Origin of the sequence: Kosakonia sp. R1.Fl, assembly GCF_023516815.1 — a bacterium.
In the GTDB taxonomy this organism is placed as follows: Bacteria; Pseudomonadota; Gammaproteobacteria; order Enterobacterales; family Enterobacteriaceae; genus Kosakonia.
In genome coordinates this window covers 3,838,939-3,862,050 of the sequence record NZ_JAMGSQ010000001.1, presented here as the reverse complement: position 1 = coordinate 3,862,050, position 23,112 = coordinate 3,838,939, and the positions used below count along the sequence as shown (strand labels likewise).

The 23,112-nt window shown below is 54.9% G+C and carries 18 protein-coding genes; 7 read left to right on the top strand and 11 right to left on the bottom strand.

The features are described 5' to 3' along the window. The first annotated feature begins 408 nt into the window (after positions 1-408). A complete protein-coding gene (ansP, locus tag M8Q36_RS18295; RefSeq protein ID WP_249881836.1) occupies positions 409-1,881 on the top strand; it encodes an L-asparagine permease in 1,473 nt (490 codons plus the stop codon). 60 nt (positions 1,882-1,941) lie between these two features. Here the strand turns inward: ansP and M8Q36_RS18290 are convergent, their stop codons facing one another. Genes M8Q36_RS18290 through yncE form a run of 3 tightly spaced genes read right to left on the bottom strand, consistent with a single transcriptional unit; the run spans position 1,942 to position 4,525 of the window. Then, positions 1,942-2,370, bottom strand: a complete 429-nt coding sequence (locus tag M8Q36_RS18290; protein WP_249881835.1) for a DUF7832 domain-containing protein — start codon at positions 2,368-2,370, stop codon at positions 1,942-1,944. A gap of 21 nt (positions 2,371-2,391) precedes the next feature. After that, on the bottom strand, positions 2,392-3,405 hold the full coding sequence (locus M8Q36_RS18285; RefSeq protein WP_249881834.1) for an alpha/beta hydrolase family protein: 1,014 nt from the start codon (positions 3,403-3,405) through the stop codon (positions 2,392-2,394). Between the two features lie 58 nt (positions 3,406-3,463). Next, positions 3,464-4,525, bottom strand: a complete 1,062-nt coding sequence (gene yncE, locus M8Q36_RS18280; RefSeq protein WP_249881833.1) for a 7-bladed beta-propeller protein YncE — start codon at positions 4,523-4,525, stop codon at positions 3,464-3,466. 265 nt (positions 4,526-4,790) lie between these two features. On the opposite strand from yncE, the gene pqqU reads away from it, so the two are divergent. Further along, complete coding sequence (pqqU, locus tag M8Q36_RS18275) at positions 4,791-6,902, top strand: TonB-dependent receptor PqqU (protein WP_249881832.1); 2,112 nt, start codon at positions 4,791-4,793, stop codon at positions 6,900-6,902. Positions 6,903-6,961: 59 nt separating this feature from the next. Here the strand turns inward: pqqU and M8Q36_RS18270 are convergent, their stop codons facing one another. From M8Q36_RS18270 to M8Q36_RS18250, 5 genes are all read right to left on the bottom strand, one after another. After that, positions 6,962-7,828 carry a GNAT family N-acetyltransferase gene (locus M8Q36_RS18270; protein ID WP_249881831.1) on the bottom strand — a complete coding sequence of 289 codons (867 nt, stop codon included), beginning with the start codon at positions 7,826-7,828 and terminating at the stop codon, positions 6,962-6,964. 70 nt (positions 7,829-7,898) lie between these two features. Further along, entirely contained in the window at positions 7,899-9,836 is a 1,938-nt protein-coding gene (locus tag M8Q36_RS18265; RefSeq protein WP_249881830.1) for a methyl-accepting chemotaxis protein, read from the bottom strand. 194 nt (positions 9,837-10,030) lie between these two features. Beyond that, a complete protein-coding gene (locus M8Q36_RS18260) occupies positions 10,031-10,687 on the bottom strand; it encodes a GntR family transcriptional regulator (protein WP_249881829.1) in 657 nt (218 codons plus the stop codon). Positions 10,688-10,939: 252 nt separating this feature from the next. Continuing rightward, positions 10,940-11,977, bottom strand: a complete 1,038-nt coding sequence (gene curA, locus M8Q36_RS18255; protein ID WP_249881828.1) for an NADPH-dependent curcumin/dihydrocurcumin reductase — start codon at positions 11,975-11,977, stop codon at positions 10,940-10,942. A 67-nt stretch (positions 11,978-12,044) separates the two neighbouring features. After that, positions 12,045-12,620 carry a helix-turn-helix domain-containing protein gene (locus M8Q36_RS18250; RefSeq protein WP_249881827.1) on the bottom strand — a complete coding sequence of 192 codons (576 nt, stop codon included), beginning with the start codon at positions 12,618-12,620 and terminating at the stop codon, positions 12,045-12,047. A 37-nt stretch (positions 12,621-12,657) separates the two neighbouring features. On the opposite strand from M8Q36_RS18250, the gene M8Q36_RS18245 reads away from it, so the two are divergent. Both M8Q36_RS18245 and M8Q36_RS18240 read left to right on the top strand, forming a co-directional pair. Then, positions 12,658-13,176 (top strand): GNAT family N-acetyltransferase, encoded by a 519-nt coding sequence (locus tag M8Q36_RS18245; protein ID WP_249881826.1) that lies wholly within the window; start codon positions 12,658-12,660, stop codon positions 13,174-13,176. Then, complete coding sequence (locus M8Q36_RS18240) at positions 13,173-13,622, top strand: DMT family transporter (RefSeq protein WP_016496003.1); 450 nt, start codon at positions 13,173-13,175, stop codon at positions 13,620-13,622. Before M8Q36_RS18245 ends, M8Q36_RS18240 begins: the two co-directional genes overlap by 4 nt. Here M8Q36_RS18240 and M8Q36_RS18235 read toward each other — a convergent pair whose 3' ends face one another. Continuing rightward, positions 13,623-13,856 (bottom strand): DUF2526 family protein, encoded by a 234-nt coding sequence (locus tag M8Q36_RS18235; protein WP_016496002.1) that lies wholly within the window; start codon positions 13,854-13,856, stop codon positions 13,623-13,625. 10 nt (positions 13,857-13,866) lie between these two features. Next, positions 13,867-15,465 (bottom strand): ABC transporter substrate-binding protein, encoded by a 1,599-nt coding sequence (locus M8Q36_RS18230; RefSeq protein WP_249881825.1) that lies wholly within the window; start codon positions 15,463-15,465, stop codon positions 13,867-13,869. Between the two features lie 279 nt (positions 15,466-15,744). Between M8Q36_RS18230 and M8Q36_RS18225 the strand changes: the two genes are divergently transcribed. The 3 genes from M8Q36_RS18225 to M8Q36_RS18215 are packed head-to-tail and all read left to right on the top strand — an operon-like array spanning position 15,745 to position 22,263. Next, positions 15,745-17,106, top strand: coding sequence for an SrfA family protein (locus M8Q36_RS18225; RefSeq protein ID WP_249881824.1), 1,362 nt, complete (start codon positions 15,745-15,747; stop codon positions 17,104-17,106). Between the two features lie 4 nt (positions 17,107-17,110). Next, on the top strand, positions 17,111-20,092 hold the full coding sequence (locus M8Q36_RS18220) for a virulence factor SrfB (RefSeq protein ID WP_249881823.1): 2,982 nt from the start codon (positions 17,111-17,113) through the stop codon (positions 20,090-20,092). Beyond that, the gene (locus M8Q36_RS18215; protein ID WP_249881822.1) at positions 20,089-22,263 is read left to right on the top strand and encodes a virulence factor SrfC family protein; all 2,175 of its coding nucleotides are present in this window, start codon (positions 20,089-20,091) and stop codon (positions 22,261-22,263) included. The genes M8Q36_RS18220 and M8Q36_RS18215 overlap by 4 nt, the downstream gene beginning before the upstream one ends. A gap of 36 nt (positions 22,264-22,299) precedes the next feature. On the opposite strand, the gene M8Q36_RS18210 is transcribed toward M8Q36_RS18215, so the two are convergent. Further along, positions 22,300-23,061 carry an alpha/beta fold hydrolase gene (locus tag M8Q36_RS18210; protein ID WP_249881821.1) on the bottom strand — a complete coding sequence of 254 codons (762 nt, stop codon included), beginning with the start codon at positions 23,059-23,061 and terminating at the stop codon, positions 22,300-22,302. Between the last annotated feature and the right edge of the window lie 51 nt (positions 23,062-23,112).

The following is a 23,112-nucleotide window of genomic DNA, read 5'->3' as shown; positions in this document are numbered from 1 at the left end:
TGTGAAACAATTAATTTACATTAAATAAGCAAAAAATTTGCAAAGACGCGGATGCCGGCGCTGCGGTCGTCATGATGACTGATAACAACCACGTAATAATTCTGTAAATTTGTTACACATTCTTTTTACTTATACAGGTTATTTCTGTTGCATTTTTCATCGGGTTAAATCATTTGCTCTGCTCGTTACCCTTAACCTCACAATTTCCGCTAATAGTCGCGTGCTATGTCACTGGTATGTTTTGCGTCGTATATCGATTGCGGTTACGATGCTGCGCCATGTTTGGTCTTATCCATACGAAGAAACACTGGAAAGACAGAACATTTTCCCGCGCCAGGCAATCGATTGGTTTTTTGCCTGCCGGGTTGAGGAATTCCGCAAGGTTCAGACAGGTAAACAGGTAACGCAATGAAAACAGACAACAACGTCACGGATCATCACGCCGCGAAACGACGCTGGCTCAATTCTCACGAAGAGGGCTACAACCGCGCGATGGGTAACCGCCAGGTGCAAATGATTGCTATCGGCGGCGCAATCGGTACAGGTTTATTTCTGGGCGCGGGCGCCCGACTGCAGATGGCGGGGCCGTCGCTGGCTATCGTTTATCTGGTGTGTGGTATTTTCTCCTTCTTTATTCTGCGGGCGCTGGGCGAACTGGTATTACACCGCCCTTCCAGCGGCAGCTTCGTCTCTTATGCGCGTGAATTTCTTGGCGAAAAAGCCGCGTATGTTGCCGGTTGGATGTATTTCATCAACTGGGCGATGACCGGCATCGTGGATATCACCGCCGTTGCGCTGTATATGCATTACTGGGGCGCGTTTGGTGATGTGCCGCAATGGGTGTTTGCCCTTGGCGCGCTGGCGATTGTCGGCACCATGAACATGATAGGCGTGAAGTGGTTCGCGGAGATGGAGTTCTGGTTTGCGCTGGTCAAAGTGCTGGCGATTGTGGTGTTCCTGGTTGTCGGGACCATTTTCCTCGGTAGCGGTAAACCGCTCGATGGCGGCGCGACCGGTTTTCATTTGATCACCGATAACGGCGGTTTCTTCCCGCACGGGCTGTTACCGGCGCTGGTGCTGGTTCAGGGCGTGGTGTTCGCATTCGCCTCTATCGAACTGGTAGGTACGGCGGCTGGCGAATGTAAAGATCCGCAGACCATGGTGCCAAAAGCTATTAACAGCGTTATCTGGCGTATCGGTTTGTTCTATGTCGGCTCCGTGGTGCTGCTGGTTCTGTTGCTGCCGTGGAATGCGTATCAGGCGGGACAAAGCCCGTTTGTCACCTTCTTCTCCAAACTGGGCGTGCCCTATATCGGCGACATTATGAATATGGTGGTGCTGACCGCGGCACTCTCCAGCCTGAACTCCGGGCTTTACAGCACAGGTCGTATTCTGCGCTCAATGTCGATGGGCGGTTCCGCGCCGAAATTCATGTCCAAAATGAGTCGTCATCACGTGCCTTACGCGGGCATTCTGGCGACCATTTGCGTCTACATTGTTGGCGTGTTCCTGAACTACCTGGTGCCATCGCAGGTTTTTGAAATCGTGCTTAACGTTGCCTCGCTGGGGATTATTGCTTCCTGGGGCTTTATCGTGGTGTGCCAGATGCGTCTGCGCAAAGCTATCCACGAAGGCAAAGCGGCGGATGTCAGCTTTAAAATGCCTGGCGCACCGGTAACTTCATGGCTGACGCTGCTGTTCCTGCTCAGCGTACTGGTGCTGATGGCGTTCGATTACCCGAACGGCACGTACACCATCGGTTCTATTCCGCTGATCGCGGTGTTGCTGGTTGCGGGCTGGTTTGGCGTGCGTAAGCGCGTTAATGAAATCCACAGCACCGCGCCGGTTCATCCGGATGCCGCACAGAAGACACGTTCGTAACGCGTCATAAAAGCAAAAAGCCGCAGCGGAAACGTTGCGGCTTTTTTGCTGGCGCGAAAGTTACGCCTGCGCGTGTTTAAAACGTTGCCAGGCGGCAGTAATCTGCGGCGCAATCAACGCATAGTTTTCCTGGGTATTATCCACGTGGTAGATCGTTGGCAGCCCTGTCGCCAGCACGCGCTCGTAATCGTCAAAATACCCTGCCGTCTCAGTGGTGTAGTAATAGTCAGTGAAAGCCTGACCCTCTGCGTTTAAATCCTCTTTCCAGAATTTTTCATCACACATATTGATGAGAAAATCGCGACCCGTGATCGCGCGGTTGCGCACCGCGGCCAGCTCATCAGCAGACTCTTCCCGGTGAAACTCCCCTTCGAGCTGGTTGTCGATAATCCACGTCAGGTAAAAGCCGATATGGGTACCGGCGTTCTCCATCGGCAGCTCGTCCGGATATTGCCCGCCGTAGTGCCAGTCCATTCTATCGATAGCCATCTTATCCCCTTGGGAATGTTGTTAATCGGGACACGCGCCATTGCGTATCCAGCCTGAAATCATGTCCAGCGCGCCTGCTGCATACGCCTTACGCCCTGATAACAAAAATAGCCCTTGTTTCCACGCTGGCCACTGAGACGCTAATTGATAATCGTACCAGCGGCTATTGAGCAGCCCGTGGGTGGCCGCCGGGATCAGGCGCAGGCAGCGCGGTGTTTTCACCGGTAACCGCGCCCGCCAGACAGCCAACGTTTCCTTTGAATCAACATTACGATCGTCTTGCCCCATCAACACCATGACCGGCGTTTGCATGCTGCCGATGGCAACACGTGCATCGGCAAGCGCGTTACGGCGTTCAAAGTCGTCGCGCGTACAGGCTGCGGCACACGGGCGGGACGTGATTTCTTGCGTATAGTGCGCATCAAACGCGGCGGTATCGCTCGCCACCGCCCGGGCAATCTCGTTCGCAGATTGCCCGGCAAGCTGCAAACGCTGGCGCAAATAATATGCCCCCTGGTTACGCCAGTTTATTGCCGGGCCCACCAGAACGGCAAAATCTGCCTGCGCCAATTGACTGGCCTGCGGCACCACCCAGCCCGCCTGAGAAAAGCCAACAAAACCTAACCGGCTGTGCGCCAGCGCCGGTTGTTGTCGCAACTGTTGCAGTATAAAAGCGGCTTCCTGTGCGCGATCGTCCATGGTTTGCGCCAGCCAGTCTCCTTTGCTCTCACCAACACCGGGTTTATCCCACGAAAAGACCGCAATTCCCTGCGAGACAAGATGGTTAACCAGCGGCAGATAGCCACCATCCGACCAGCGATCCTGCGCGCCATCGCCATGAACCAGCAGCGCCACCGGCGGCGACGAGACACCTGCGGGCAGGATCAATGTTCCAGCCAGTGAATCGCTACCGTGGGTGATGCGCAGGGTTTGCTGCCCGCCCGCATCGGGAACGTCAAATTCGCTCAGGCGGAAAAAGAGAAAAAGCGCCAGCAAAAGAGCGGTCACGATCGTGGCAAGCAATGTACTGCGCATGGTATTTCCTTGCTGTAAAAGAAAAAGCTCCCCGCAGGGAGCTTAAGATATCAAACGATTACAGCGCAATACGTATCACATCATCTGGCTGCGTGGCCTCTTTTTCGCGCGTTGAAGCCTGTTTCACACTGACGTACAGTGTGTTGCCGTCCGCTGAGAGCGCCAGGCTGTTCGGATGAGTTGGTGTGGCGAAGGTTTTCACTACGCTATAGCTTTTGGCGTCGATAACGCTCACTTTCCCCGCCTCGCGGTGCGTCACGTAGACTTCATTGCGCGCGGGATTGAACAGCACCGCCAGCGATTCCGGCGCGGCGATTTTCTCCACTACCTTGCCGTTACGAGTATCGACAACCAGCACTTCCGCCGCTTTTGAGTCGGTGATAAACGTGCGATGACCGGTGGTATCGAGGCTCAGGTTGAGATAGAAGTGCTCTTTACCATCATCCTGCAATTTTTTACGTTCGAGGATGCGGTTAGTGCGGGTATCAATGGTAATTAGCTCACCGTCGGCGTTGGTGGTGTAGAGGCGTTTCGCCGCGCTATCAATAGCAAGGCCGGTGCTGTATGTTCCCGTACTGGTAATAGTCGTTTTTAGCTTCAGCGCCGCGCCGTCCACTACCCATACCGCACTCTCTTTCCCGACGCCGGTGATGTAAACCGTGTTGGTCTCTTCATCCACCGCCAGCTCGCGCGGGCTGAGCGGGCGCACCGTTTCCGAACGTTTACGCGCATCCAGCACCACGCGGCCTTTAATGACGCCAGTTTTGGCGTCTACCGCCGTTACGCAACCGTCTGTGGTGTTGCCGAACCACAGCGTCTGCGTGCGGCTATTGAGCGTTGCACCAAACGGTTTTAAATCGCTGTGAATGGCTTGCGTAATGTCAAGCGTGGCCGGATCCAGACGGTAAATCACCCCACCTTTATCCGTTTTGCGGCTCTGCGCGGTCGCCAGCCACAGCGCATTTTCCTGCTGGCTGATGGCCATTTCATAGGCACCTTTGCCGACGGCTTTGCGCAGCATCTCTTCTGCGGCGTGGGTGTTAAATGACCCCGCCAGCAGTAACGATCCCAGAACCAACGTACGGCGCAAGCGCGGTGCGCATAATTGACGTAAAGACATGACGACTCCCTTTGTTCAACTTAATGGTTACGTTTTCACATGCGTCCAGTGCACGAAACGGCGGTTTCGCTTATTGTTATAGTTGAGAATAGTAATCATTAATGACAAGAAAGTGGAGCGTTAATCTTCGCGACGCAGGATCCTGTTTCCTCCGTTACACTCATCGTTAACGTAATGTGCGTTTAAAGTTTTCAAATAATTTACATACGCTTTAACATATTGGCGTATTTCCTTTTTTTGGTTCGTCTTTTAACTTGGTTCCGTCATGAATATCATTTCCGCCACAAAGGTCACCCTGCCGGTGTTATTGCTACCGGCTGCGCTCTCCGCTTCCGCTTATGCGGCCGACAACGAACAAACGATGATTGTCAGCGCCACACCGCAGACTGTTTCCGAACTGGACAGCCCCGCCGCCGTGAGCGTCGTTCAGGGCGACGACATCCGCCAGGCCGCGCCGCGCGTGAATCTCTCGGAATCGCTGAACAGCGTTCCCGGTTTACAAGTGCAAAACCGGCAAAATTACGCCCAGGATCTGCAACTGTCGATTCGCGGCTTTGGTTCACGTTCCACCTACGGCGTGCGCGGTATTCGCCTGTATGTTGATGGTATTCCCGCAACCATGCCGGACGGCCAGGGGCAGACATCGAATATCGATTTAAACAGTGTGGAGAGCATTGATGTGCTGCGCGGCCCGTTCTCGGCGCTGTATGGCAACGCATCTGGCGGAGTAATGAATGTCACCACGCAGACCGGGCGTGAACCGGCAACCATTGAAGCCAGCAGCTATTACGGCAGCTTTGGTAGCTGGCGCTACGGGCTGAAAGCCACCGGCGCAATGGGTGACGGGACGCACGCGGGTGATGTCGATTACACCGTCTCCAGCACCCGTTTTGTCACCCAGGGCTATCGCGATGGCAGCGGCGCACGAAAAAATCTCGCCAACGCGAAACTCGGCGTTCGTATTGATGACGCCAGCAAACTGAGCCTGATTTTCAACAGCGTGGACATTAAAGCCAACGACGCCGGCGGGTTAACCGAGTCTGAATGGAAAGACAACCCGCGCCAGTCGCCGCGTGCGCAGCAATACGACACGCGCAAAACCATTAAGCAAACCCAGGCGGGCTTGCGCTATGAGCGCCAGATGAGCAGCCAGGACGATTTCAGCGTGATGATGTACGCCGGTGAGCGTGAAACCACGCAATATCAATCGATTCCGCGCGCCCCACAGCTCAACCCAACCCACGCGGGCGGCGTGATTGATTTAACGCGCCACTATCAGGGCATTGATACCCGCTGGACGCACCGTGGCGAACTGGGCGTACCAGTCACTTTTACCGGTGGTCTGAACTACGAAAACATGAGCGAGGAGCGCAAAGGTTACGAAAATTTTGTCATGGATGGCACCACGCCGGTGTATGGCGAAAAAGGCAATCTGCGCCGTAACGAACGCAACCTGATGTGGAACGTCGATCCGTATCTGCAAACCGCGTGGCAATTGACCGATAAGCTGTCGCTGGATGCGGGCGTTCGTTACAGCTCCGTCTGGTTTGATTCCAACGATCATTACATTACGGCGCGAAATGGTGATGACAGCGGCGAAGCCAGTTATCACAAATGGCTGCCTGCCGCGTCGCTGAAATATGCCATGACCGAGGGCTGGAATGTGTATGCCGCCGCCGGTCGCGGTTTTGAAACGCCCACCATTAATGAACTCTCCTACCGCGCGGATGGAAAAAATGGTCTGAATTTCGCGCTGAAACCGTCGACGAACGACACCGTGGAGATCGGCAGCAAAACGCGTATCGGCAATGGTCTGCTGACCGCCGCCCTGTTCCGCACGGATACCGATAATGAGATCGTCACCGATACCAGCACTGGCGGGCGCACCACCTATAAAAACGCCGGGAAAACCCGTCGTCAGGGCGCGGAATTATCCCTCGATCAGCAATTCGCCGGGAACTGGCGGGCAAAACTGGCGTGGACCTATCTTGATGCAACGTATCGCAGTGAGGTGTGCGACGGCGGATGTAATGGCAACCGAATCCCGGGTATCGCGCGCAATATGGGTTTTGCCTCGCTGGGCTGGATCCCGGACCAGGGTTGGTACGCGGGCGCAGATGTGCGTTATATGAGCGATATTATGGCCAATGACGAAAACAGCGCCAAAGCGCCCTCTTATACCGTCACCGGATTGAATACCGGATATAAATTCAGCTATGGCAACTGGATGATGGACGTGTTTGGTCGGGTCGATAACCTGTTTGATCGCAAATACGTCGGTTCCGTTATCGTTAATGAAGGCAATAACCGTTACTACGAACCGGCGCCGGGGCGTAATTACGGCGTTGGCTTATCGGTCGCGTATCAGTTTGAATAATATGAAAGCCCCTGTTAGCAGGGGCTTTTTTATAGCGATAACGACCAGGCGTGGGACAACTAGGCATGTGACAACAGTGGGAACATCACCTGATGGTCGCGAAACACATTCTCTTTGCCGCTGAACAGAAACAGCGTGTCCTCATCGTCAATTAACGTGCATTCGCATTCGCGGGTTTCTTTGGGCGTAAAACCTAACACCACACGCTGGGTTTGTTGATTGGCTAATGCATTAACGATTTGCGTTAATGTCGTGCCCGGTTCGGCAAAAATATCGAAGCACAGCAGCGTGCCTCTGTTTTGCGTGGCAATGGCGATAGCCTGATGTTGTTCTGAAAAGTAGACGCACGCTTTTAAATACGACGCACAGTAAAACATCAACAAACCCACGTTATTATTCATCGGCAGCGCCGAAAAAGGGTTGGATTTCGCGTAATAGCGCAGCAACTGCTGCCTGTCGGCGTCGTCGTCCATATCCAGCCGGCGAAAGTCACTCGCCACCGGCGTGGCACGCAGGGTGTATTGATATTCCCGCGCTTTCTCAAAGCCAAACTTCGGATAAAAATCCCGCACGGTGGCGTTTGCATACAAATAGATTGCATCGGCCCGGTGTTGCCAGTCCTGGATGATTTCCGTCAGCAGGTAACGGGCGAGTCCGTTATTGCGATAGCGCTTATCGGTCATTACCGTGCCTATCTGGATATAGCGTTTTTCTGCGCCCAACCAGCGTGTATCGATAACGTTAACCGAGGCATTGGCGATAACCTGGTTGTCATCAATCAGCGCGTAGGGAATGTAGTTTTCCGTCCAGAATCCCGCCTGATACCAGGCCTCGAAGGATAAATCGAAGGTATCTACGGCTAAATCAATAAAGCTTTGGCGCAATATGTCGTGCTGTTTTAGTTGTTTTACCAGAGGGTATTTCATACCGCCGTTTCCCATAAAAAAGCCCGGTTGCATCGCGCTTCCGGGCTGCTACTGATGCGCGTATCAAAGGTTAAAAGGTGGTCCAGCCCTCATCACTCGTGGCGGTTTCACGCGGTTCAACGTTCTGCTTCACAGCGGGCGTGGCGGTCGGTTTACCTGTTTTGGCGACCGGTTTTGCGCCATTCTGATCGAGACGGAACGTAGCGACCAGTTCTTCCAGCAAACGTGCCTGCTCTTCCAGCGAACCCGCCGCCGAAGAGGATTCGCTTACCAGCGAGGCGTTCTGCTGCGTGGTGCTATCAAGCTCGCCCACCGCGCGGGCGATTTGCTCAATGCCGCGGCTCTGCTCCTCGGAAGCAGACGAGATTTCGCCCATGATATCGTTAACACGAGTAACAGACTGCACCACCTGATCCATGGTTTCACCAGCTTTTGCCACCAGTTCACTACCGACATTAATGCGTGATACAGATTCGCTAATCAGCTGTTCAATATCTTTTGCCGCCTGCGAGCTGCGTTGCGACAGGCTGCGCACTTCGCTGGCGACTACCGCAAAGCCACGGCCCTGTTCACCGGCGCGTGCCGCTTCTACTGCGGCGTTCAGTGCCAGAATGTTGGTCTGGAAAGCGATGCTGTTAATCACAGCAGTAATATCGGCAATTTTGTTCGAACTGTTATGAATATCGCCCATGGTGTTTACCACTTCGCGCATCACCGTACCGCCTTCGCTGGCAGTTTTCGACGCCTGGGCTGCCAGGCTACTGGCATTACGCGCGTTATCGGCGTTGTTTTTCACCGTGGCGGTCAACTCTTCCATGCTGGCTGCGGTTTCAACGACTGCCGCTGCCTGTTGCTCGGTGCGGGAAGAGAGATCGGTATTGCCTTCGGCAATCTCCGTCGCCGCACGCGAAACCTGGCTTACGCTGTTGCGCACTTCGAAAATCATGTCGCGCAGCGTATCGTTCATCCGGCCCATTGCACCGGTTAATTGCCCCAGTTCATCGGTGCTCTGCGCACGGATCTGCGAGCTGAGATCGCCACTGGCGATGCGTTCCGCCAGCGCCAGGTTGCGATCGATAGGACGTGTAATCTGACGGATAACCCACCAGGAGACGATCACGCCAAGCAGGATAGCAATCACGCCGATAATCGATGCAATGGTGCTGGAGGTGTACGCCAGTTCATCGTTGTGCGCTTTCACCAGCGTAATGATCTGTTTGAGCGAGGCGCTGCTCTCATCCCCGCCCACTTTTACTTTATCTTCCGCGGCTTTTAATGCCTGGAAAGCGCTGAGATAGTTGAGGCTTAAATCGCGGTATTTCACCGTGTCATCCCACAGGGATTGCAACGGTGATTGCAGCTCACCCGGTAACTGGCTTGCCAGTGCCTGAACGCTCTTTTGCGTTGCGCCAAAACGGGCATCCAGCGCCTCTTGCGACGCTTTACCCGGGCTGTAACGCACCACCAGTGCGGCGTCGCGCACGGTGCTGATCGCAAACAACTGTTCGTAAATTTGCGCCATCAGCGCCGGGTCGGCCACCGGCGTGCGCACCAGCGTGGTGTAGCGCGCCGAGAGATCTTGTGCGGCCAGTTTATCGAGCGATTCGCGCACGGTTTTGATGTCACCGGTGGCTTTTTGCATCTCGCCAATCGCGCTCTGGAACTGTTCCAGGTGACTGGCGACATCGTTAATAATTTGTTTTTCGTTTGCAGACCAGGACATATCGTCGGCGCTGGCAGTCAGCTCGGAAGCGTGACGTACATAGTTGGCCATCACCTGCCCTGATTTATCATCGCCATAGAAGTATTTCAGACGATTAATCTTGGCCTGAAATACTTCAATGTTGATGTTGTACATAAGGTTGGTTTTTTCGTAGACGTCGCGTATTTCTTTGAAGCGCAATACGCTGAGGACGGTGGCAATAGCAACCAGAAAGAGAACTAACCCAAAACCGACTGACAGCTTCCTACTAATTTTTATGTTGCTTAACCGCTGGCTAAATGACATTCCGGACTCCTTGCTAAACCCCAATGTTAGCGCCCAACAACTGCACGCACACATTGTTATCGGCAAAGAAAGCAGGGATTTCAGATGCTGGCTGGTCTTATCAGTCAAAAACGTGATATTGATGCGCCCCATTCGCAAATTTTCCCGGGGAGCATCAATATATAAAGAGAATGATTATGTCGTTGAATTGGAATTCAGCGATAGAATTGTTTGTGAACGATGTTTGCGCCCTCATCAATCGCACGCCATAACGCGCGTTCGCTAGCGAAAGCGTCTCCCTCTTCTAACGCCGCCAACAAATCACTGTAATTTTCGACGCGCGTTAAATCCTCAGAATTTGGATAAAGATAATTGTAACAAGGGCCAATTCGGACCCATAACTGCTCAATCAAGGCGGTTAGCGTTGGCATCCCGGCGTGGCTGTAAACGCTAAAGCGAAACACGCGGTTAGCCTGCAGGCCCTGCTCGGTGTTACCGCTTTTCATTGCTTCATGGAAATTCGCCGCCAGGATACGCAACTCACGAATTTTCTCCTTCGTCATATGCTGGCTGGCAGCGCGTGCGGCCATACCCTCAAGATTTTTACGAATCTGGTTAATTTCGTTATAGCGATCAAGGCTGACTTCCGGCACCAGAAAAGCCTGCGCCGGCGTGGCATGCAGCGCGCCTGCGGAGACCAACCGCAGTAACGCTTCCCGCACCGGTGTAATACTGGTGCCTAATTGATCGGCTATTTCCTTTGTGATGAGTCGCGCGCCCGGTTTAAGCGCACCAATAATAAGCGCACTTTTAAGACTCGCCTCAACTTGCATGGTGAGACTGGTCCGCTGCGCTTTTTCCAAATCAAGCATGTTTGTATCCCGTATAATTTCTTATTTATTCTCAGCCTGGTAGCGTGTCCGTGATTTGTGTCAATGAATATATTATATACACATGCCTGGTCTTGGATGGTCGCGTAAAAGTTAAAGCAATTTGTATTTATTATGCACAACTACCAGGAACCGCCTTCACAAGGTCATCAGTTCCTTATGCTTATCTAATTAAAGACGTTTCTCAAAAATTTGCACGATTTCTGATGGCGGTTTTTCACCGCCATCATTCTTTTAGCTGAGAGGCCCGATTTGCACTACGACTTTACCGAAATTTTTCCCTTCCAGCAGGCCAATAAAAGCGTCTGGCGCATTTTCCAGCCCGTCGATCAATTGCTCACGGTACTGAATTATTTCTTGTCGTATCCATTGTTCCATTTCTTGTTGAAATTCATGAATACGGTGGCCGTAATCCTGACCAATAATAAAACCTTGCAAGCGAATTCGTTTTTTCAGCAGGGTTGCCATTAATAACGGAATACGATCCGGACCGGCGGGAAGATCGGTGGCGTTATAGCCGCTGACTAATCCGCAAAGCGGAATTCGCGCGGAGGTATTTAATAACGGCAGTACCGCATCAAATACTTTTCCGCCGACATTTTCAAAATAGATATCGATACCTTGCGGGCACGCCGCGGCCAGTTGTTCGGCAAAATCCTCTGCATGATGATCAATGCAGTGATCGAACCCCAACACATCTACGGCATGACGGCATTTCTCGCTGCCGCCGGCCACGCCGACTACGCGGCACCCCTTAATTTTAGCGATTTGCCCTACTGTTGCGCCTACCGGACCGGTTGCCGCGGCAACCACCAACGTTTCACCGGATTTCGGCTGGCCGATATCCAGCAAGCCCATATAGGCGGTAAACCCTGGCATACCAAGAATGCCAAGTGACCACGACGGGTGCGGCGGATTGTCTCCCAGTTTGACCAGGCCTTCACCGCCCGAAATATCGTAATCCTGCCAGCCGCTGTAACCCAGCACCCAGTCACCTTCGGCGAAATCCGGGTGCTGCGATTTGACGACGCGGCTAACGGTGCCGCCGCACATCACTTCACCAATTTTTACCGGCGGTGAATACGATGGCGCATCGCTCATACGCCCGCGCATATAAGGATCTAACGAGAGAAAAACCGTGCGCAACAACACCTGCCCTTCGCCCGGCGTGGCGATGTCATCTTCTTCAAGGCGGAAATTATCTGCGGCGGGCGCGCCATGCGGGCGGGAAGCCAGCACCCAGCGGCGATTGCGGTGAGGATCTTGTTTCATTGTTCGCTCCTGTACATGTCAGACTAACTATTGATACTAGTCTCTGACAGCCAGGAGCGCGTTTACATTACGAGCTGGAAGGATTTAGCCGCACCACCAGATAACGGCAAGGTGTGTCACTTTCATTAATAAAGCGGCAATCATTTGGCGGGCCGAGCTCCAGACAATCTCCGGCGCGCATCTCATGGCGCGTGTCGCCTTCAACGAACACCAGTTCCCCCTCCTGCAACCAGATAAGCTGGCGCGCCAGCGCATAAGCAGACGCCGGCATCGGAATATCACTCCCGGCAGGCAGCTCGATTTGCACCAGATCGATAGGCAAATCGCTGCGCGGCGACACGTGACGGCGCAGATAGTTGCTTTGCGGATCGCGCCAGACGGGCTGATCGGCGTGGCGCAGCAATTTACCTTCCTGCATTTCTGCGCGCGCAATCAGCGTTGACATACTGATGCCAAACGCGCCGGAAAGCCGCGCCAGCAGCGCCGCCGTCGGGTTACTGTCACCGCGTTCAATTTTGTGGATCATCGCCCGCGATACACCGGCACGCTCCGCCAGGTTACTCAGCGACCAGCCGCGTGATTCACGTTCAACGCGAATTCGCGCACTGATCCGTTGATTTATATTGTCTGAGATAGTATTCATAACGTAATACTATAGTGTACAAATTTGAGGTTCAACCATGAATGTTCGTTACGCCGGGAAAGAAGATTGCGCGGCCATAGCCGTCATTTACAACCATGCAGTGGTTAATACCGCAGCCATCTGGAATGACCAGACGGTCGATGTCGACAACCGTATCGCCTGGTTTGAAGCACGCGCCGCGCTCGGCTATCCGGTGCTGGTCAGCGAAGAAAACGGCGCAATCACCGGTTATGCCTCGTTTGACGACTGGCGCGCTTTTGACGGTTTTCGCCACACGGTTGAGCACTCGGTTTATGTTCATCCGGAACACCAGGGCAAAGGCATCGGCCTGGCACTGATGGCGCGCTTGATCGACGAAGCCAAACGCATCGGCAAACATGTCATGGTGGCCGGTATCGAAGCGCAGAATCACGGCTCAATTCATTTGCACAGCAAGCTTGGGTTTGTGATTACCGGGCAAATGCCGCAGGTCGGCACGAAGTTTGGCCGCTGGCTGGATCTGACGTTTATGCAGCTGCAACTCGATAACCGCACCGAACCGGACGCCATTGCATGAATCAGTCGCTCACCCTCACCTTTTTGATTGCTGCCGGTATTGGCCTGGTGGTGCAAAACACCTTAATGGTGCGCATTACCCAGTCGGCCTCGACGATCCTTATCGCCATGCTGCTGAATTCGCTGGTCGGCATTGTGCTGTTTGTCTCTATTTTGCTGATCAAACACGGTGTCGCCGGGTTTCAGGAGTTGTACGCCAGCGTGAAATGGTGGACGCTCATTCCCGGTCTGTTGGGGTCGTTTTTTGTCTTTGCCAGTATCAGCGGCTATCAATATGTCGGCGCGGCAACAACTATTGCGGTGCTGGTGGCAAGCCAGCTTATCGGTGGTCTGGTGATGGATGTGGTGAGAAGCCAGGGCGTGGCGCTAAAAGCGCTGATTGGCCCGGTATGCGGCGCGGTGCTGCTGGTGATTGGCGCCTGGCTGGTAGCCAGACGCCAGTTTTAATTACAGGATTTCGCCACCTTTGGTGAGCTGCTCGCGGCGCGCTTCCATATCTTCTTTGTGCTGCCGGCCATGGTGCGCAATTGCCTGACGCAGGCGCTGTTGCTGGGTGTAGCGTTCATCCCGGCTCAGTGCCGCATCATCGCTGAGTTCAACCAGTAACGCATTCATCCCGATAATAACGCCCTGTTCGATAGCCGCGTCGACACGTGCGATAACCTCATCCAGATGTGACATAGCCTCTCCTTTAATTCAGCTTCGCTTTAGAAAAATCGCTGCCCATCAGGCTGACGGTATAACCGCTGACATTACTGCGGGTAGCGTAAAACGTTTTGCCGTTAGCCAGCGCGATCCACGGTGCCTGCTGGTAGAAAATCTCCTGCGCCTGGCTGTAAAGTTTGGCGCGCTCGGCAGGAGCGGCAGTGACTTTGGCTTTCTGCACCAGGGCATCATACCCCTTATCGCACCAGCGGGCGGCGTTGGAGCCGGTTTTGATGCTGTTGCAACCGAGCAGCACATCAGCAAAGTTGTCCGGATCGCCGTTATCCGACATCCAGCCGAACAGCGCGGTATCGTGTTCCCCTTTGCGCATCCCGGCCAGATATTCACCCCACTCGTACGAGACGATCTTCGCCTTCACGCCAACTTTCGCCCAGTCTGCCTGAATCATCTCGGCGATGCGCCGCGAATTCGGGTTATACGGCCGCTGCACCGGCATTGACCACAGCGTGGCTTCAAAGCCCTTTTCCAGCCCGGCCTGCTTGAGCAGTGCTTTGGCTTTTTCAGGATCGTAGCTGTAATCCTTCAGATCTTTATTAAACCCGAGCATGTTCGGCGGCAGCGGTGATTTTGCCACCGTACCGGAGCCGAGGAACACCGCATTGACGATAGCTTGTTTGTCGGTCGCATAGTTCAGCGCCTGGCGCACCAGCACATTATCAAACGGCTTTTTCTCGGTGTTAAACGCGAGGTAGCCCACATTCAGCGCATCAATGGTATGCAGCGTTAAGTCTTTGTTGTTTTTGATCTGATCAAACTGCACCGGTGCCGGGGCGGGAATAATCTGGCATTCATTGGTTTGCAGCTTCGCCAGACGGGTTTGCACATCCGGCGTAATAGAGAAGATCAGATGTTTGGTCGGCACTTCACCATCCCAGTAATTCGGGTTGGCAATATAACGGATTTGCGCGTCCGTCTTGTACTGCTGCAAGGCGTACGGGCCGGTGCCGATTGGCGAGTTATCGACGTTTTCAGGTGTGCCTTTTTTCAGCATCGCATCCGCGTATTCCGCAGAGAGAATCGAGGCGAAATCCATCCCCCAGTCGGCAAGAAAGGCGGCGTTCGGCTCATTCAGTACAAACTGAACATGGTTATCATCGATTTTTTTCACTTCTTTGATCAGCTTATCAAGGCCGACATCGGTGAAGTATTCGTAATTACCTTGCGAAACATTATGATAAGGATGTTTCGGATCCATCTGGCGCATCACAGAGAAGACGACGTCATCGGCGTTAAAGTCGCGCGTCGGTTTGAAATATTTATTGCTGTTAAATTTAACGCCCTGGCGCAGCGTAAAGGTCCAGGTTTTGCCGTCTTCAGAGACTTTCCAGTCGGTCGCCAGCGAAGGGATCGGCGTATTTTTCACCGGGTCAAAGGTGACCAGGCGGTTATAAAGCACCTGCGAACTGGCAACAAATGTCGGCCCGGAGCTGGCAATTTGCGGGTTGAAGGATTCCGGTGACGCTTCGGAGCAATAAATGATTGTATCGTTGGACGCCGCCCATGCGGCACTTGCCGGTAACAGTGTGCTCAGCGCAAGGGCGAGCAGCGTTTTTCCCGTGGACATTATCAGGAGCCTTCTTTTTTATATGGAGCATTAATCTCAGCACAGCCGATGAGATGTGGCAAATAATGATTCCGCATCAGGTTATTCTAAAGCATTTGTTTTTGCTGAAATATCCACCATTATTAATGAATAAATTTGTGTTAAATAAATTTCGTGCCGTCAAGCGGGTTCGGCGCGCTCAATGCGTCGAGAATTCAATGGTTTTGCGCTTTCCTCTGCCTTTTACTGGTAAGAAGTTTGCGTATAGTAGACGCGTGAAGAAGTCTATGGGATGAAAACGTGGCAAAAACTCTCTTGCGTAGCGGCGATTTGGATGATTTCCAGGCCGTTGGCGGCGGCGGTCAGGCCGTATTCGATTCGGCATTGCAAATTCGTGAAGCACTGCGTCTGCGTAAGCAGCAGGCGCTGGTAGATTGCCTGGCAATACCCCAGGTCAATGATGAAGGCGATCGGGTCGACTGGTACTCACCCATCGATGGTCGCGCCCAGGCATGGAAAGCGGCGGAACCCGAGGCGCGCGCCCGTGCGCTGCGTTACCTTGAAAGCACGCTGGACAGCGCCGCCGCGCTGAGCCGCAAATGCCTGCAATCACCGAAAACCGCGCAGCAACTGTTTGGCTCGCTGCTGGAAAAAGCGCTGCAATTCCCCGGCGAAAACCATGTTTTCCTTGTTGATGGCAAACCGGTCATCACCTTCTGGGGCTTCGTGAATCTCAATGAAAGCGCCCGCGAAAATGTGCTCGAGTGCCTGCAAGAGCCGGAGCCAGAAATCCCTGAAATTATTATCGAACCGGAGCCAGAGCCGGAAGAAGAGCCCGCTGTCGAGGTGACATTCAGCCAGGCAGATGCGCCGCTACTCACGCCGCAAGCAGAAATCAAACCGCAGCCCGTGGCCGCACCGCCCGTGCAGGAAGCAGCACCGGTGGTTGCACCTGAACCCGCTCCTCAGCCTGAACCTGCACCGGTGGTGAAAAAACGCCGCCGCTACGGTCTGTGGGCGTTGCCCGTTGCTGCGGCAGTCGCGGCGGCAATTGCCGTGCCGTTGGTGCTTAATCAGCGACAACAAGCACCTGCGCCTGCCCCCGTCGAACCAAAAGCGGAGCCGGTCGCTATTGCGCCGCCGCCGATGCAAGCCGAGCCGCTGCCTGAACTGGCGGGGAAACTGCCGCTGCATCAGGCTGAAATTGTTGCGCCTGCTGTCAAAGCGCCGGAAGTCAAACCGGTTGACAAAGGGCCGGTGGTTATCGCTTCTATCCCGAAAGATGTACTGGTGATGGATGCGTTAGAGGTGAAAATCGGTTCCACCAAATTCCTTAACGGTAACTGGCGTGTGGCGATGGATGTGAAAGATCCGGTCACTGGCAAAGCCCCTGCCGTGCGTTACCAGATCCAGAACAATAAAGGGACGGCGCGTATTGTGATGGGTAAAAATGTGACCTGTCGCGCCGATCTGTTCTCCGGCCTGCATGAAACCGGCGAACTGCTGATTAAGAGCCGCAGCAACGCACGTTGCAGCGACGGGACGCGTTACCCGATGCCGGACATTTCCTGTAAAGCAAGCAGCAACGACGTCGCGGAATGCAGCGCGCGTTTTGACGCCAACACCACCGTTCCGGTGACGTTCAGAAAAACAGGTGACTGAGTTTATGCTGGTTAATCTTTGCGACTACAAACAGAGCGTGACGCTGATTGCCAATAGCGGCGTGCAGTTTCTTGATTTTGGCCTGACACCGCAGGATTCTGCCAACAGCGGTCGGTTCGTGCGTAAAACCGCCAACGGCCCGCTGCTGCGTCTTGATTTCGATCTGGTCAACGAACGTTATACGCTGCCAAACCGCGACGGCGGTCAGCCGGAAGTGGTAAAACCTGAAAGCACGCATTCGCTGCAATATTCGTTGTCGATCCTCGATGGCGTCTGGCTGCCGATCCCTTTCCTGCGCTTTAACCCGCCCCGCACTTTCGTTGAAGGTCCGGATAACTGGGCTCGCGTGCAGATCCGCAAGCTCAGCGAACCGGACAGCGCCGGAAATACCCACCGCGTGGCGCTGGCGCTCGACAGCCAGATTAACGGTAACTCGCCTGCCGCACTGGCGCCGCAGGAAAACGATATTCTCAATGGTACGCGGTTCTCGCTGGCCTGGCGTGACGACGAAGTGGCGGATTTTCTCGATCAAACCTGGGTCGATGGCTGGCTGCGCGAAGCATTTTTGCAATTCATTACGCAACACGAAACCCGCAGCGAGCGCGAAATTAATCAGGCATTGCGCGGCTTTGAATATCAGGCGCACTGGCTGAATCTGATGAGCCTGCTCGGCATGCAATTGCAGGTGCCGGAAGTCAAAATCGTTACGCACACGCTGAGCACCCCGGCGATCCCGGTCGATCTGATTCTGGATGTCGGCAACACCCACACCTGCGGCGTGATCATTGAAGATCACGGCGATGCCAATGATGGGTTGCGCCAGACGGCAGAATTGCAGGTGCGCTCGCTCAGTGAACCTCAGTTCCTCAATGAGCCGCTGTTTACCAGCCGTCTTGAGTTTTCTGAAGCACGTTTCGGCAAACAGCACTTCTCTGTTGAGAGCGGTCGCGAAGATGCCTTTATTTGGCCATCGATCGTGCGCGTGGGCGATGAGGCCCGCAAACTGGCAACGCAGCGCCTTGGCACCGAAGGCAATAGCGGTATCTCCAGCCCGCGCCGCTATCTGTGGGACGAAACACCGGTATTGCAGGACTGGCGCTTTAGCCAGATGAACAGCAAAACCCAGCGCGAACCGCTGGCGACCGCCTTCCCGTTAATGAACCTGATGAACGACGAAGGCCAGCCGCTGTATAGCCTGCCGCTGGATGAGCGTTTACCGGTCTTTTCTCCGCAGTACAGCCGCAGTACGCTGATGACCCACATGCTGTGCGAATTGCTGTCGCAGGCGCTCGGGCAGATCAACAGTGTCGCCACGCGTCTGCGTTTGGGTTTTCCGGCGTCACCGCGCCAGTTGCGCACCATTATTCTTACCCTGCCCTCGGCGATGCCGAAGCAGGAGCGTGAAATTTTCCGTCGCCGCATGTTTGAGGCCATCGCGCTGGTGTGGAAAGCCATGGGCTGGCATCCACAGGATGAAGACTTTGCTAACCGCAAGCAGCAGGAAAAAAGCGTCGTACCTGTACCGCACATTCAGATGGAGTGGGACGAAGCCAGCTGTGGCCAACTGGTGTGGCTGTATAACGAAGCGATTTCCCGTTTTTCCGGGCAAACTGAAACGTTTTTCGCCTCGCTTGCCCGTCCGGATCGCGAAGAAGCACCGGGCGCGGTAAAAGGCCGTTCGCTGCGCGTGGCCTCCGTCGATATCGGCGGCGGCACGACAGATATGGCGATCACCCATTATCAACTGGATGATGGCACCGGCAGTAACGTCAAAATCACCCCGCAACTGCTGTTCCGCGAAGGGTTTAAAGTCGCCGGCGATGACATTTTGCTGGATGTGATTCAGCGCTGTGTGCTGCCGGCGTTGCAAACGCAGATGCAGAAAGCGGGCATTACCGATGCCGCGGCGATCATGGCGACGTTGTTTGGCGATTCCGGGCGTATTGATACTCAGGCCGTGCTGCGCCAGCAAACAACGCTGCAACTGTTTATGCCGATTGGTCACGCCATTCTTGCCGCGTGGGAAGAGAGCGACATTAACGATCCGCTCGCCGGGTTGCATGCCACATTCGGCGAACTGCTCACGCAACTGCCGACGCGCAATGTCATGAACTACCTGAAACAGGCAATCGACCATGCGCTGCCGTCTGGTTCGGCAGAATTCGATGTGCTGGCTGTCCCGTTGCAGGTGAATTTCCGTGAGTTGCAGGACGCGATGCTGGCCGGGCAATTTACCCTGACCGCTCCGCTGCATGCGGTTTGCGAAGCCATCAGCCACTACTGCTGCGATGTGCTGCTGATCACCGGCCGTCCTGGCTGCTTACCCGGCGTGCAGGCGTTGATTCGTCACCTGCAACCTGTGCCGGTTAACCGCATGATCTGGCTTGATAAATACCGCGTACATGAGTGGTATCCATTCAGCCAGCAGGGTAAGATCGGCAACCCGAAATCAACCGCCGCCGTTGGCGCGATGCTGTGCAGCCTGGCGCTTGATTTGCGTCTGCCGCGTTTTAACTTTAAAGCGGCGGACATCGGTGCCTATTCCACCGTGCGCTACCTCGGTGTGCTGGATAACGTCGTCAATACCTTGCGCGATGAGAATATCTGGTATCACGATATCGACCTTGATAAACCCGGTGCGAAACTGGACGCGCGTTTACACTTCCCGCTGCGCGGCAATGTTACGCTCGGTTTCCGCCAGCTCGCGAACGCCCGCTGGCCGGCTACGCCGCTCTACACGTTGAGTATCAACTCGCAGGAACTGGCGAAAACCATCGCGGGCGACGGCGTGTTGAATGTCCGTTTGCAGTTCAGCGGCGGCAATAAACAGCACGGGCCCGAATCGTTCACCTTGAGTGAGGCCTGGCTCCAGGACGGTACGCCGGTCGCCGCAGACGCGTTAACTTTTAAACTGAATACGCTGGCCGATCGCCGTCATAGCGGCAGCCATTACTGGATCGACAGCGGGAGTGTGTATCTGAAATGAGTGCGAGCGTAAAAACCACCCAGGCACTGGCGACATGGATCAACGAAAACCGCCAACACGCACCTTTGCTGGATGATGATGCCGACGCGCTGCTGTCGCGTCTGACGACTGCCGCCGCCGAGGAAAGCGCGCTGCGTGAAGCGGTCGACGCGCCCTGCACCGTTGGGTTGTATGGTCATTCACAAGCGGCGAAAGCGCATCTGCTGGCCGCCCTGTGCGGCAGCGGTAACGGGCGGCTTAATGTGCGTCCCGGCGAAAAAACACTGGATTACTTCACCCATATCAATCCCGGCCATGCCCTGACCAGCATGGCGTTGCGCTTTAGCCAGCATCTCGCGCCGATGGATGAGAGTTTCCCACTGTGCCTGCGCATTATCAGCGAAGCCGAGCTGGTGCAGATCTTTATTGCTCATGCCGTTCAGCAGCCGGAATTGCGCGCCGTTGATAAATCAGTGATCGAAGACCGCGTCGCGAAATGGCGCGCACTGCGCCAACCGAATGCGGTACCGGGGATCACAGCGGAAGATATCGGCGCGATTGCCCGCTTCTGGCGCGCGGCGGTGCCGTCGTCGCAGCAACAGATGGACGATGCGCTGTGGTATCAGTTTGCCTGCCTGTTGCCTTCCCTCGATCTCAGCGCCCGCGCCAGCGCCTGGTCGCTGTTATGGGGCGAGCAGCAGGAGCTCACGCAGCAGTGGTTGTCGCTGGCACACACCCTTCACCAGACCGGGAACGCGCAGGAACTGGCGGCACCACTGAGTATTCTGGTGGATACTTTTGCCCTGCCAACCGACGGTTTCTTAACACCCTCGGAACCCGGTAGCGGTGAGATCCATGACGAAGTGGTGGTGCATCCGTGGTCAAATGAGCAGTTGCACAACGCGGTCAGTATTCCGCTGGCAACCCTTGCGCTGATTACGCGCGAACTGGTTTTGCCGGTGGAAAACGCGGTGTTAACGGCTGTGGATATTCTCGATATTCCTGCACCGGGCCCGCAAGATGGCCAGCCATTGTGGCGTAGCAAATGCCGCTGGTTGCTGGAAAGCTACCGCCAGCGCCTGCAACCGGATGTATTGATGATTTGCAATGCGACGCTCGAGCGTTCAGCCACCGCGGCCACTGCGCGTGCATTATTAAACTGGGTCAAAGAGACACAATCCGGTCAGGAAACGGCGCTGCCAGGGCTGGTTTGGGCAATTACACCGCAGGATGCGCGCTTTACGCTGGCACAGAATCTGGACGAAGCCGTACAACAGCTCATCGGTAAACCGGGTCAGCACTGGGGAACGTTGCAGGCGCTGGATGCCAGCAGTTTGCAGCGTCTGCTGGAGTGGCTGGTGCAGGCGACAGCGCCAGGCCTGCGTCAGCAGCGTTTGAAAGCGCTGGCTGAGCGCCATCAGCGCGCCCTTCGCGATCTGCTGCAACCCTGGCTTGCCACCGCAGTAAAAGACGCGGCGGCGCAACGCGCGAGCGCGGAGTCCGTGGTGCGGGAACTGCAAGGCCAGGCTTCACGCCACGGTGAGTTGCTGGAAGGTTTACAGCCGGATATGCAGCAGTTCGATACGCTGTGGAAAGTTCAGCAGCCGCGCGAAGAGAAAGTCAGCGGCTTGTTTAATGAATCAATCGATCTGTTTGCTGAATCCGCAGAAAGCAGCGAACCGCAGGCAGTGTCGAAAGATATCGGTCAGCAGGCGCATGCGTTGTGGGTCAACCACGTACGCCAGTGGAGCCGCAACGATGATAACGCCGCGCGTTTGGGGCTCAGCCCTGCAGCGCTGCGCCAGATGGCGGAGATTGTTATCGTCAGCAGCTACCGGCTGAATTTACCCGATCAGTTGCAAAAAATTATGCAGCGCGATACCGCCTGCGCCGCGCAACTGTACGCCGCGATTGGTAACTTTGTCGCCTGGCTGGGTTATGCGGAGATCGCGCGGGCGGATCGCCCTGAAAGCCGTGTCAACAAAGGCAGCACCATTTTTTCCAGCGGTACGGATGGTGCCACTCAGGCGCGGTTAACCCGTCTGAGCGAGCAGCCGGTACACGCCGCCACCCGCTATGTTTATGACTGGCTGGTAGCGTTGTACCACCGGGCTATCGAAAACATTGGTTACAGCCACCCGCTGGATATCAGCCCGGCGGCGCGTAAAAAACTCAAATCCCTGCTTCCCTGAAAATCACCCGGCCATGCACATGTGCCGGGTTTCTTTTTACTCATGTTCCGCAATAAATGCCGCTAACGTCTGCGCCAGTAAGGCTGGCTGTTCGTCAGACATTGAATGACCGGCACGCGGAATAATGCGCAGTTCAATCCCTTGTTGCAGCACACTGTCGGCATCGTTATCCGGTAGTGACAGCTCGCCAAATATCAGCGTTTTGGGGCGCGGGAAATGGGCAAATAACGACATCCATGACGGTTCAATGCCATCGACCAGGCTTTTCGCGCCGCGCCATACTGCCCAGGGCGCGCTGCTTTGCAGGCTACCGGCCCAGGCGGTTTTTTCCTGCGCCAGCATTGCCGCGTAGCCGCAGATGACAAAATCGGCCTCATCCTGGGCCGCGATAACGCGGCTAAACGCCCCGCCACCGGCGTGAAAATTCGGTTCAGAGACGGCCAGCGCGTTGACACGCTGCGGGATACGCGAAGCGACTTCAATGGCGATACTGCCGCCCATGCTGTGGCCGTATAACCAGAATGCATCAAGCCCAAGATGATCCAGCAGTTCAATCACCACTTGCGCCTGATCGCTGGTGCGATAAGAGAAGCTCGCCGGGCGCTCACTGTAACCGTAGCCCGGCAAATCGATAAGAATGGCGCACCTGCCAGCAAACGCCGGATCGGCGACGATGCGCGGGTATTCGTACGAAGACGCGCAACCCAGACCATGAATAAAAACCACCGGATCGCCTTTGCCCGGTAACGCGTGCCAGCGCACCTGCGCCTGCGCGTGGAGTGAATAGAGACTGTTCATACCTGCCCTCTCTGCTGCAACACTGTTTTTATATACAGTATCACAGCATTA